Genomic DNA, 12,375 nt, shown 5'->3' with positions numbered 1-12,375 from the left:
TAATTACAGGATATAAAGTGATGTCCCGTTTCCGATTTTGACATCATAATTTTTTAATTCTATTCCAAATGCATGATGGTACAGTTTCGAGAGTCTATTTTTGATATCCTCTTCATGTCCTTTTTTTACCAAATTAATGGTGCACCCGCCAAAACCACCTCCCATTAGTCGGGATCCAATCACGGCCTCTTCATTCTTAACAGCGTCAACCAGAAAATCCAATTCATCACAACTCACTTCATATTCTTTTGACAATCCTTGATGCGTTTCGAACATAAGCTGCCCTAAAACTTCAATTTTTCCGTTATCCAGCGCTTCACAGGCTTTGGCAACACGACCAATTTCTTGTATCACAAAATGGCTTCTTTTGAAGACCTCTTCACTCATCTGGTTTTTCACACTCAAAACCTGACTTTCGTTACAGTCCCTAAAACTACCAACCTCCGGGAAATTGCTTTTGATAATCGCAAGCCCTTCTTCGCACTCTTCTCTTCTTTTGTTGTAAGCCGAAGTAAACAAAGAATGCTTCACATTGCTGTCAAATAAGATTAGGGAATAATCCTTGAAATCCGCATCGTGGTATTCGAATTCCAACGTTCGACAATCGATTTTTATCACTTTGTTTTCTTGTCCCAAAACACTCGAAAACTGATCCATTATACCGCAATTGATTCCCACCCAATGCTCCGATTTTTGTCCCATCAAGGCGATATCAATTGGTTTTATATGCAAATGGAACAGTTCGTTTATCCCATATAAAAAACCACATTCTAAGGCTGCCGATGAGGACAATCCAGAACCAACGGGAATATTGCTGCTAAAAACGCAATTAAAACCTTCAAAAACAAACCCATTAATTTTCAACTGGTTGATAACACCACGAAGATAATTTGTCCAAACCTTTTCGTTCAACGCAACAACAGCTGCAAGATCTATTTCAAACTCATCATCAAGATCTACGGCAACTATTCTGGATTGGTTCGAATTGTTTTTTTCGAAAGCAAAACAGATAATTTTGTCGATAGCCGCGGGCAAAACATAACCGTCATTATAATCGATATGTTCCCCAATAATATTGATTCTCCCTGGAGACAGCACTACTTTTTCTGGAGCCAAACCAAATTTTTCTTGAAAATGACTTATCGTTTTTTGTATTAAAATATCATTCATTATTTAGTAATTGTAAGAGCATTCTTTTTTTAAGAAATTTCAAATTTATATCTGGTCTTATGACAATACGTTTCTCCTGTTTTTAGGACTGCATCCGGGAAATGCGCTTGATTGGGAGCGTCCGGGAAATTTTGCGCTTCAAAACAGATGCCACTCGACGAATGGTACAACACTTTTTCTTTCCCGAGTATAGTTCCGCAATTCCCTCCAACATAAATATGAACCGCAGGCTGATCCGTATAAACAGTCATTTTCAACTTGTTTTTTGGGCTATAAAGTGATGCTGCCACGTCGCTTTCTTTATTTAAAACAAAAGTGGTGTCAATTGTGGCGGGGCATTTTTTGGGCAATGAAAAATCAAAAGGAGAATCGGCCAAATCCAAAAACACGCCCGTTGGAATATTCTCTGTTGTTTTCTCCAATACTTTATCGGAGCTAACTGTCATTTCTTGGCTCAACACCTCTGAATCGTGTCCGTTGAGATTAAAATAACTGTGATGCGTCAAATTCACAATAGTATTCGCTGTCGTTGTTGCGCTGTATTCAATAATCAACTCGTTTCCTTCAGACAAGGTATAAATTAATTCCACAGACAGGTTTCCCGGGTAATTTTCTTCCTCATTTGGGCTAAGATAGGTCAACGTTATGGATGGATTTTCTCCATAATTTACGTTTTTCACCTTCCAAACTACTTGGCTAAAGCCTATAGTACCTCCGTGAAGCGAATGCTTATTGTTATTTTTATTGAGATGGAATATTTTATCATTTAAGCTAAAAGTCCCATCGCCAATTCTTCCTGCAAATCTTCCGACAGTTGCTCCCAGATAAGGTGCACTTTCTAAATCGAATGATTTTAGGTAGGCTTCCAAATTATCAAAGCCCAAAACGACATCTACAACTTCGCCATTTTTCAGCGGAATTTTCAACGAACTAACCGTAGCGCCATAATTGATAACTTCTAATTTGATTCCGTTTTTATTGGAAATTTGGTAAGCGAAAATTGCTTCGCCATCCGGCATTAAACCAAATAATTTTGTTTCGGAATTGGTAATAAAATGGGATTCTTGTTTTATTTTCATTGTTTTATTAAGAAAAATGAAATTCAAAATTATACTAAATTTCAAAAAAAATATACCAGTACCTACCAGTTTTTTGTAACTTGCACAAAAATCATTTCTTATTATGAAAATCATTTCTATTCAAAATAATCTTGGCATACCCAAATACAGGCAAATTGTTTTATCAATCGAGAAGGCTATTGAAAATGAAAAACTGATAAAAGGCGAGCGACTTCCCTCGATAAACAAACTCTGTTTGGAATTTTCATTATCTCGAGACACCGTTTTACAAGCGTATGAGGAGTTGAAAAAAAGAGGCATCATCTATGCCATTCTTGGCAAGGGCTATTACGTAAAGAGCATAGAGGTAACCATAAAACAAAAAATATTCCTGTTGTTTGATGAATTGAACAGTTTCAAAGAAGACATTTACAATTCGTTTTTAAAGAACACCGGAAAGGATGTTCAGGTAGACATATATTTTCACCACTTTAACATCGAAATGTTTAGAAAATTAATTACTGAAAGCAACGGTAACTACACCAAATACATCATAATGCCAACCAATTTAGCCGATGCCGCTTCAATCATTAAAACCCTACCGGTAAACGAGGTGTTTATATTGGATCAAACTAATCCCGAATTGGAATCCTTCCCTGCGGTCTATCAAAACCACAAGAAAGACATTTATGACGCTTTAATAAAAGGCAAATCCCATTTAAATAAATATGAGAAACTGATCTTGATTTTTCCTGGATTTCGCGAACCGTTAGGAATGAAGGAAGGCTTTATCAATTTCTGTCATGATTTCTCTTTCGAATATCAGGTAATTACGGAATTTGGCGATAGAGAAATCACAATTGGCGAAGTGTACATTATTCCGAACGACAGGGATTTGGTGGCTGTCATAGAAAAATCAAAACTTCAAAATTTGAAATTGGGGAACGATTACGGAATTATCTCCTACAACGAAACCCCATTGAAAAAAGTGGTAGAAAACGGAATAACAACCATTTCGACAAATTTTGTGGCCATGGGAAAGATTTTATCCCAAATGATTTTGAAAGGAAAAAAAGAACAAATAGAAAATAAGAGCGCTTTACTCATTAGAAATTCTTTGTAATATGTCCAGTCCTAAAAATAGTCGTCACGGATTTACCTGATGGTACACTGGGAATTTATTATGAAAATGGCGAAAATTTAACCTACATTTCGATGCAGGAAGCAGTACAAAGTGCTATCAACCATTTGAATGTATCTGCTGATGGAGCCATCAAAATTACTGCCTTCCGTATTGCAAGCGCTATTGATATGCAGGATCAATTGGGTAAAATAAAACTTGGATTTCCGGCTAGTTTCGTTACGTTTAATGATGATCTGTCAGTAATGGAAACGTTGAATTTTAATACAATAACACCCTGAAAATCTTTCTCCAAAGTGAAAATTTCTTAAATTTGTATAAAATAGTTTGATTATGGAAATCAGAATCGAAGCTGTTCAAATCGCTGAATCTTTCAATATCAAAAAATTCCGCGGGGATTTTCGTGCCGAAGCACATTCCGGTTCCACTTCGGAAGTTTTCTATGCATTAGAGGAAAGCGAGCGTTATTTGTATGTTTTTGATTATGGTGTGGTGGTCTTTGCAAATTATGACGTGGTTGCCAAAAGTGAATTCGTAAACTTTATAAAAAATTATGCGACAACTTTAGTTGACTTGGATTTATCGGAAGAATACCGCATTGAAACCGATAATAAACTACAAAAGGTCACCGTGAAAAACAATTATGTCACCGTTCCTCAAATAGACTCTTCCATATTGCGTATTGTGATGCTTAACATTGGGCAATCAGTAGCACTGGATTATTATGAGGTATTGACCAATGAACTCATTACGTCTTCAAAAAACTATATTCTGGAATTGGAACAACGCGGTAAACTCAGTATTTCCAAAACCAATTTGCTGAAATACATCGGAAAAGTCCTGAATGTCAAAAATAGTATTGTAGACAATTTATATATTCTTGATGATCCAAATCTCGTTTGGGACAACGAAGAACTCAACCTGCTCAACCGCCACCTCAAAGCTAATTTTGATATCAATACCCGCTTCAAAGACCTTGATTACCGCCTTCAAATTGTAGAAAACAATCTTACGTTGTTTACTGACGTACTGAACGTAAGGGAAAGTTCCCGTCTGGAATGGGTTGTTATTATATTAATTGCTCTCGAGATTGTAATTGCTTTGTTTTTTCATTAAAAATCTATAAAAACCTAAAGCCTGTTACATCGGATTTTCTCTTACTGTTCTAAAGAATGAAATGGTGCTGTTTTTTTTTTAAGAAGTTTCATTTGCTAAAAAATAGGCCTTGTAGTTTTTTTTTGTGATTATTATACCACAACAATAATTTCCATTGATTTTCCGGTAGGCTTTTTTTGTTTTCGTCGCTTATAATGCAGTATTTTGAAGAAGTAAAATTTTCGATACGAAATGAGCATAACGCAAATTAAGATATATGCGAGTTACATATGACAAAAAAACATCCACAATATGAATAAAATATGGAATATATTAATCGCATGTTTGATAACAAGTATAGTATTTGCCCAGCAAAAACCTAATATCATTTACATCTATGCAGATGATTTGGGCTATGGGGAATTAGGCTCTTACGGCCAACAAAAAATAAAAACACCCAATTTAGATAAGATTGCCAAGGAAGGAATAAAATTTACCCAACATTATACCGGAGCGCCTGTTTGCGCACCTGCCCGTTGCATGTTGATGACCGGAAAGAATAGTGGGCATTCTTATATTCGCGGGAATTACGAATTAGGGGGATTTGAAGACGAGAACGAGGGCGGACAAATGCCACTGCCCGAAGGTACTTTCACGATTGCAAAATTGATGCAACAGGCGGGTTATATTACAGGAGCCATCGGAAAATGGGGATTGGGAATGAGTAACACCACCGGTGACCCAAACAAACAGGGCTTTGATTATTTCTACGGTTACCTCTGCCAGAAACAAGCGCATAATTTTTATCCGACACATCTTTGGGAGAATGGAAAATGGGATACATTGAAGAATCCGTACATACAAGTGCACAAACCACTGGCTAAAGATGCTCCAGATACTGCTTTCGACTATTTCAAAGGGAAAGAATATTCAGTAACAAAAATGGCTGAGAAAACTTTGGATTTTATTAAAAAGAACAAAAAGAAACCGTTCTTTTTGTACTTGCCTTATACAGGACCGCATGTTTCTCTTCAGGCACCGGATGAAGCGGTGAAAGAATACATTGGTCAATTTGAGGAACAGCCTTATCGTGGTGAAAAGGGATATGCTTCTACACTTTATCCCAAATCGACCTATGCAGCGATGATTACCTATATGGATGAGCAGGTTGGTCGTATTATGAAGTTGTTGAAAGAACTTGGATTAGATGAAAATACCATAGTGATGTTTTCCAGCGATAACGGAGCCACATTTGATGTAGGCGGAGCAGACACAAAGTTTTTTAATAGTGTCGGAGGATTAAGAGGAAGAAAGCAAGATTTATACGAAGGCGGAATCCGCGAGCCCTTTATTGCGCGTTGGCCGGGAAAAATTCCGGCGGGGAAAGTGACGAATCATGTTTCCGCGCAATTTGATATAATGGCGACCTTGTCTGAAATAACAGGAGTCAAAGCATGGGACAATGATGGAATTTCGCTTTTACCAACTTTGATAGGTAATGATAATAAACAAAAGAAACACGACTATCTTTATTTCGAATTTCCTGAAAAGGGAGGTCAGGTAGCTATTCGTATTGGGGACTGGAAAGGGGTGAAAAGCAATATGAAGAAAAATAGGAATGCACCTTGGGAAATCTACAATCTTCTTACGGATGAAAAAGAAACGACTGATGTTGCTACCCAACATCCGGAACTTGCAAAGAAGTTTGAAGAGATTGTAAAAAAAGAACATCAATCCTCTCATATAAAAGATTGGGAATTTATAGATCCAAAGTTTTCTGAAAAATAAAGAAAGAAATTTAAAGGGTAGTTTTAAGAATCCGCTAATAAAATAAGTAATTAATAACCTTTCAGCATGAAATGAGCATAACGGAAACTCGATGCAAGCACCGATGAAGATATGCGAATTCCATATTCCGATAAAAAAAATATTATCTACATATGAATAAAATAAGAGTGATGCTAATCACATGTTTGGTAACGAGTGTACTGTTTGCTCAGCAAAAACCAAATGTTATAGTCATTTTAACGGATGATTTGGGTTATGGCGATCTGAGTTGTTATGGAGCCACAAAGATCAACACGCCCAATATTGATAAACTGGCCAAACATGGCATTCGGTTTACCAATGCGCATTCTACTTCGGCCACCTGCACGCCTTCTCGTTATGCAATAATGACGGGGCAATATCCCTGGCGAAAAAAAGGAACGGGAGTTCTACCGGGGGATGCCGCTTTAATTGTTCCAACGGATAAAACAACTTTACCTTCCTTGTTTCAGAAGGCAGGTTACCAAACGGGTATAGTTGGGAAATGGCATTTGGGATTGGGCAATAGTTTAGAAAAAGAATGGAATGGTGAATTAAAACCTGGACCTAATGAAGTGGGCTTCGATTATTCGTTTATATTTCCGGCTACTGCAGATCGTGTACCCACGGTTTTTGTAGAAAATCACAAGGTAGTTGCATTGGATCCCGCTGACCCAATTCAGGTTGATTATAAAAAAATAGTTGGAAATGATCCAATAGGAAAAGAACATCCCGAATTATTAAAAATGCAATCTTCTCCCGGGCAGGGGCATAATAATACAATTGTCAATGGGATTGGTCGTATTGGTTATATGAGCGGTGGCAATAAAGCCCGATGGACCGATGAAGAAATGCCGTTGACTTTTTTATCAAAAGCTGAAGAATTTATTGAAACTAATAAACGCAATCCGTTCTTTCTTTATTATACGTTGACTGAACCACATGTGCCCCGCATGCCTTCCACAATGTTTAAAGGGAAAAGTGAGTTAGGCTATCGTGGTGATGCAATCTTGCAATTAGACTGGACGGTAGGGGAAATTATGAAACAGTTGGAGTATCTTGGCATTGCAAAAAATACCATTATCATTTTCAGCAGTGATAATGGCCCGGTACTCGACGATGGTTATCGGGACGAAGCGGTCACAAAACTAAACGGGCATACACCTGCAGGCGTTTTACGAGGTGGAAAATACAGTTTATTTGAAGCCGGCACAAGAGTTCCATTTATAGTGAGCTGGCAAGGGAAAACAAAACAGGCTGTTTCTGACGCCTTACTTTGTCAGGTTGATTTATTTAGCTCTTTTTCTAAGATGTTGAACATTAAATTGCAGGAAAGTGATGCCTCGGATAGTGAAGATATGTTGAATGTAATACTGGGAAAATCAACAAAAGGTCGCACTGTTTTGGTTGAACAAGGATCGGGATCATTGGCCATTGTTCAAGGCAACTGGAAATACATTGAGCCGAATAATGGACCGGCGATGGATATGTCTACCAATACGGAGTTGGGTAATAACCAACAGCCTCAGTTGTATGATTTAAGTGTTGATATTGGAGAAAAAAATAATCTTGCGAATCAATATCCGATGAGGGTAAATGAGTTAGCGGCTTTATTGCAAAAAGCAAGAGATAAAAAGTAGAGCCATTAAATTATTTCTTTAAAATTTGGCAATTAGATTTAATAAAATATAGAAATGAAGTATAAAGCGGTCATTCTGGGATTACTATTATTTTCACTCGTGGCTTGCGATAAGAAGTCAGACAAAACTTCTAACGCTACTAATGATTCTATGAGTTGTGAATCGGGGCTTCCGTCCCGTTTTTCGGCAACAAAAGACACCATTGCTATCAATAAATCGGGGAAGGTTTCTTATGAGGGAATGGTACAGATACCCGCAAGTGAATTTATGATGGGCGCTTCAGATAATGAAGGAAGATCTGATGAATATCCGCAACACCGTGTGAAAATTAATAGTTTTTGGATGGATGCCACAGAAGTTACCAATGCCCAATTTAAAAAATTTGTGGATGCAACGGGCTATGTCACCACTGCCGAAATAAAACCGGATTGGGAAGAAATGAAAAAGCAGTTACCGGCAGGTACGCCAAAACCAGACGAGAGTTTATTAGTGGCAGCCTCCTTGGTGTTTACACCCACTGCTACGGCGGTAAATTTAAATGATGCCTCTCAATGGTGGAGTTGGACTCAAGATGCAAGTTGGAAACATCCGCAAGGACCAACAAGTAGCATCAAAGGGAAGGATAATTATCCTGCTGTGCATATTTCTTGGGATGATGCCAATGCTTATGCAAAATGGGCGGGTAAAAGATTGCCGACAGAAGCCGAATGGGAGTTCGCCGCTCGAGGTGGATTGGTTGACAAAAAATATTTTTGGGGCGATGAAGATCCCGAAAAAGGGAAGCCAAAAGCAAATATCTGGCAAGGAAAATTTCCCTATTTAAATAAGTCAATCGATAAATTTAAAGGAGCTGCTCCTGTAAAATCTTTTACGTCGAACAAATTTGGATTGTATGATATGGCGGGCAATGTTTGGGAATGGTGCAGCGACTGGTATACCCCGGAATATTATAAGGAGTTGGGTAGCGGTCTTTCGGCTAACCCGCAAGGCCCGGCAAAAAGTTACGATCCTATGGAACCCTCTGTTCCTAAAAAAGTGGTACGAGGCGGTTCTTTTCTTTGTAATGCATCCTATTGCAAAGGGTATCGGGTTACGGCTCGAATGAAATCATCTCCCGATACCGGTTTAGAACATACCGGTTTCAGGTGTGTGGCTGACGCCAAATAATGAAACCAATATGTTTCATAAACTTCGAAACTCTTATATTATTATTTTATAACTTTGTACCACCACTGGTTTTATGTGTTCTTTCAAATACTTCTGAGACTCAAAAGACGCCATAAATAAATAAATAATGGTCTGTAAACACAAGGTTGCTAATTTCTGCATTGGGAAGTAAAACTATAAATGGATTCATTAACACAAATTGTTTTAGGAATTGCCGTTACCGAGGTATGTGTAGGCAAAAAACTTAAAAACAGAACCTTTTTATATGGTGCGATTTTAGGAACAATTCCTGATTTAGATGTAGTAATCGGTTTATTTTTGAATCCGGTTGACGGGATTATGATTCATCGCGGCATAAGTCATTCTCTTATCTTATTTCTGTTTCTATCCCCTTTCTTGGGTTGGATTATTTCAAAAATAGAGAAGGAAAAAATTAACTTTCTTGGAGCAACATTGATGGTATTTTGGTGCTTATTCACCCATGTATTACTTGATATGTTTACTTCCTGGGGCACACAGATTTTATGGCCACTTAGCCATCGATTTGCATTAAAAACAATATTTGTAATTGATCCTTTATACACTATCCCATTACTTATTTCATTGATAATGGTTTGGAGAACTAACAAAGTATTGCTCCGTAAAAAATACATTATGAGAGGCTTATATATCAGCAGTGCTTATTTGTTCTTGTCCTGTTTTATAAAACTATATGCTTTGAACCAATTTGAAAAAGCATTAACGAAACAAGGAATCCAATATTCTGAAATTATAGTAAAACCAACAGCTTTCAACCTAATTTTATGGAATGCGAACATAGCAACTGCTGATGATTACTTATTAGGGGATTATTCCCTTTTTGACAGTCAGCCAATTTCGTTTACCGCCTATGTTAGGGATACCAATTTAGAGCACCGGTTAATAGGAAATTCTGACTTTGAAAAGCTAAAAAAAGTAAGTGAGGGCTGGTACATCGTTTCTAAACAAAACGAAACCTTATACTTCAATGATTTACGTTTTGGTTTGTTAAATGACAATCCAAAACGGCCACAGTTTGCTTTCAGTTATAAATTTATCCAAACCAGTTCAGAATTAAAAGCTGTTGAAGTAACCAAAGAAAAACGAGACGGTAAACGATTGCTTCAGAAGATTTTCAAACGACTAAAAGGAAATTAATCATACAGAACAGAAAATTATTGGATCTGTTATGCAGAATATTAGGGTTATAATACACTAAAGAAGTTAATTTAAAAAAGAAACTTCAGCACTTTTTTGTAATCTTTCCTGTTGTTGAAACAAATCCAAAACAATGCCTTATATTGCAGTAGTCCTAAAATCCATCACGATGAAAGATCTAAAAAAATATAGTAATAAAACAAAAGCGGCTTTTGTCATACTTATTGTTATGCTTATTATCATATTAAGCAATTTCAATACGCTACAAAACTCAAAAAAGGCAAATGAGAATATTAATGCAATCTATAATGACAGATTGGTCGTGGCCCGATATATCTTTCAGTATGCAAATGAACTTCATTTCATAAAAGCAAACGCAATACAAATAAAACTAAATGATATCCAAAAAAAGGAGGAGATTACAGCCGCATTAAAAAACATTCAAAGCATAGATAAATTATATTTAAAAACAGTATTAACACCCAAAGAAAAAATATCCTTTACAGCATTTCTGGCTTCTTCCTCAGCGATTAATGAACAAACTAAAAATAAAAACTGGAATCAAGTAGTTTACTCAACTGATCAGGCCTTACAAACGCTGGAGCAACTATCACAAATTCAAATTAAAGAAGGTAGTTCAAAATTGTCAAACTCAAATGCCTTGTATAACGGTAATAACATACTTGGTCAACTTCAGATCGCTTTACTGATTATTTTAGGTGCTGTATCTTTATATTTGTTAATGGCGAAAAAAAATAAGATCAAAATACCTCAATCTCCAAGTATGAATTAATTGTATACAAAAATATTTTTTACTATGAGAATTAATAATTATCATTCAACCAACGTGCAATACAAAAAATCCAATTTTGACGTAGTTAACACAAATATAATTATTTAAAAGTCAGCAAATTAACACTTTACATCAAATATTAAATCAAGAAAAAACAGTAACTTTAGTATATGAAAAAGCATCACAATATTATTGTTGCCGGAGCTGGTGGAATTGCCGAAGCTGTCGGTTTGTTATTGATGGAATGGAGCGAAGTCCCCCCTACTCTTTTTATTGGTGACAGAACCCATTCAAAAGCAAAAAAAGTAGCTCGTTGGATTGAAGAAGGAACAACGAAATCCTACTCCGTTACCGGCTTTCACCTTGCTGAAAAAGGCCTAACGGAGGAAATGACAGCAATCTTGCGTCAAGGAGATATCATTCTCGACTGCCTACCGGGCAGCCAAGCACCAAGGATAGCCCAATTTGCAAAAGATTTTAATCTGCATTATGCTAATCTCACAGAATATGTTTCAGAAACCGAAGAAATAATGACTTTGGCAAAAGATGCCAAAACTGGTTTTGTGCTTCAAACAGGTCTGGCTCCCGGTTACATCGACTTGCTCGCCAATGGTCTTTTTCAACAGTTTTGCATTGACTTTGGAGTAGATAAAGTGGATAAATTAGAAATGAAAGTTGGCGCTCTGACCAATCACGCTGTTGCTCCGCATTATTATGGATTTACTTGGAGTCCAGTGGGTGTTGCTACCGAATATCTGAAAGAAACTATAGTCTTAAGGGATTTTAAAAAAACTACGCTGCCTTCATTGTCGGAAAAAGCTACTATTATTATTGACGGCATTGCTTATGAAGAGGATCTCACCTCTGGTGGCGCAGCAGATTTGCCTGATGCATTGTTAGGAAAGGTGCGTTCACTTGACTACAAAACCTTACGTCATCAAGGGCATTATGCTTGGGTACAAGAGCAACTTACTACTTTAGGAAATACATCTGACGCAATTAAAACTCTTCAAGAAAAAATGGAAGCTGTAATCCCTCATATTGAAGACGACAAAATTGTTTTGTATGCTGCCGTAGAAGGCAAAGATGCAGCTGGAATTTTACGCAGACGAGAGATTGCGAAATGTATACTTCCTCAAAAAGTAGGAAAACATCAATTGAGAGCCATCCAAACAACTACGGCAGCGCCACTAGCACAAGCAGCACAATTATTGCTCGAAACTCCTCATCGCGGAGTTGTTTTGCAAAGCCAAATTGATCCAATACAATTTTTAAACGGGAATTATATTGCACGTGTTTATGGGAAATTATAAACATTAACGAATCCGT

Annotated in this window: 11 protein-coding genes; 9 read left to right on the top strand and 2 right to left on the bottom strand. The window is 37.0% G+C overall.

From position 1 onward, the window contains the following. Positions 1-3: 3 nt before the first annotated feature. Together galK and ACNQGX_RS07190 are read right to left on the bottom strand one after the other, a co-directional pair. Positions 4-1,170 (bottom strand): galactokinase, encoded by a 1,167-nt coding sequence (gene galK, locus ACNQGX_RS07195; RefSeq protein ID WP_417975242.1) that lies wholly within the window; start codon positions 1,168-1,170, stop codon positions 4-6. A 29-nt stretch (positions 1,171-1,199) separates the two neighbouring features. Next, positions 1,200-2,249: an aldose epimerase family protein gene (locus ACNQGX_RS07190; protein WP_417975241.1), complete on the bottom strand. Its 1,050-nt coding sequence runs from the start codon at positions 2,247-2,249 to the stop codon at positions 1,200-1,202. Positions 2,250-2,352: 103 nt separating this feature from the next. On the opposite strand from ACNQGX_RS07190, the gene ACNQGX_RS07185 reads away from it, so the two are divergent. From ACNQGX_RS07185 to ACNQGX_RS07145, 9 genes are all read left to right on the top strand, one after another. Beyond that, the gene (locus ACNQGX_RS07185; RefSeq protein WP_131916013.1) at positions 2,353-3,351 is read left to right on the top strand and encodes a GntR family transcriptional regulator; all 999 of its coding nucleotides are present in this window, start codon (positions 2,353-2,355) and stop codon (positions 3,349-3,351) included. A 92-nt stretch (positions 3,352-3,443) separates the two neighbouring features. After that, positions 3,444-3,650, top strand: a complete 207-nt coding sequence (locus tag ACNQGX_RS07180) for a hypothetical protein (protein WP_417975240.1) — start codon at positions 3,444-3,446, stop codon at positions 3,648-3,650. 52 nt (positions 3,651-3,702) lie between these two features. Next, positions 3,703-4,485 (top strand): RMD1 family protein, encoded by a 783-nt coding sequence (locus ACNQGX_RS07175; RefSeq protein WP_417975239.1) that lies wholly within the window; start codon positions 3,703-3,705, stop codon positions 4,483-4,485. A 291-nt stretch (positions 4,486-4,776) separates the two neighbouring features. Next, the gene (locus ACNQGX_RS07170; protein WP_417975238.1) at positions 4,777-6,252 is read left to right on the top strand and encodes an arylsulfatase; all 1,476 of its coding nucleotides are present in this window, start codon (positions 4,777-4,779) and stop codon (positions 6,250-6,252) included. Positions 6,253-6,404: 152 nt separating this feature from the next. Next, positions 6,405-7,910: a sulfatase family protein gene (locus tag ACNQGX_RS07165; protein WP_417975237.1), complete on the top strand. Its 1,506-nt coding sequence runs from the start codon at positions 6,405-6,407 to the stop codon at positions 7,908-7,910. 54 nt (positions 7,911-7,964) lie between these two features. Further along, entirely contained in the window at positions 7,965-9,077 is a 1,113-nt protein-coding gene (locus tag ACNQGX_RS07160; protein WP_417975236.1) for a formylglycine-generating enzyme family protein, read from the top strand. A gap of 180 nt (positions 9,078-9,257) precedes the next feature. Then, a complete protein-coding gene (locus tag ACNQGX_RS07155; protein WP_417975235.1) occupies positions 9,258-10,253 on the top strand; it encodes a metal-dependent hydrolase in 996 nt (331 codons plus the stop codon). Positions 10,254-10,422: 169 nt separating this feature from the next. After that, positions 10,423-11,046, top strand: coding sequence for an MCP four helix bundle domain-containing protein (locus tag ACNQGX_RS07150; protein ID WP_417975234.1), 624 nt, complete (start codon positions 10,423-10,425; stop codon positions 11,044-11,046). Between the two features lie 170 nt (positions 11,047-11,216). After that, positions 11,217-12,359 carry a saccharopine dehydrogenase family protein gene (locus ACNQGX_RS07145; protein ID WP_417975233.1) on the top strand — a complete coding sequence of 381 codons (1,143 nt, stop codon included), beginning with the start codon at positions 11,217-11,219 and terminating at the stop codon, positions 12,357-12,359. Positions 12,360-12,375: the final 16 nt, after the last annotated feature.

The sequence above is a fragment of the Flavobacterium glycogeni genome (assembly GCF_048286775.1).
In the GTDB taxonomy this organism is placed as follows: Bacteria; Bacteroidota; Bacteroidia; order Flavobacteriales; family Flavobacteriaceae; genus Flavobacterium.
The sequence above is the reverse complement of the archived record's forward strand: the minus strand, read 5'-3'. Positions and strand labels throughout refer to the sequence as shown.

Coding starts and splice junctions, on each gene's coding strand:
- ACNQGX_RS07150 (WP_417975234.1), top strand. CDS start 10,423: ATGAAAGATCTAAAAAAATATAGTAATAAAACAAAAGCGGCTTTTGTC.
- ACNQGX_RS07185 (WP_131916013.1), top strand. CDS start 2,353: ATGAAAATCATTTCTATTCAAAATAATCTTGGCATACCCAAATACAGG.
- ACNQGX_RS07160 (WP_417975236.1), top strand. CDS start 7,965: ATGAAGTATAAAGCGGTCATTCTGGGATTACTATTATTTTCACTCGTG.
- ACNQGX_RS07165 (WP_417975237.1), top strand. CDS start 6,405: ATGAATAAAATAAGAGTGATGCTAATCACATGTTTGGTAACGAGTGTA.
- ACNQGX_RS07145 (WP_417975233.1), top strand. CDS start 11,217: ATGAAAAAGCATCACAATATTATTGTTGCCGGAGCTGGTGGAATTGCC.
- ACNQGX_RS07180 (WP_417975240.1), top strand. CDS start 3,444: ATGCAGGAAGCAGTACAAAGTGCTATCAACCATTTGAATGTATCTGCT.
- ACNQGX_RS07190 (WP_417975241.1), bottom strand. CDS start 2,249: ATGAAAATAAAACAAGAATCCCATTTTATTACCAATTCCGAAACAAAA.
- ACNQGX_RS07175 (WP_417975239.1), top strand. CDS start 3,703: ATGGAAATCAGAATCGAAGCTGTTCAAATCGCTGAATCTTTCAATATC.
- galK (WP_417975242.1), bottom strand. CDS start 1,170: ATGAATGATATTTTAATACAAAAAACGATAAGTCATTTTCAAGAAAAA.
- ACNQGX_RS07155 (WP_417975235.1), top strand. CDS start 9,258: ATGGATTCATTAACACAAATTGTTTTAGGAATTGCCGTTACCGAGGTA.
- ACNQGX_RS07170 (WP_417975238.1), top strand. CDS start 4,777: ATGAATAAAATATGGAATATATTAATCGCATGTTTGATAACAAGTATA.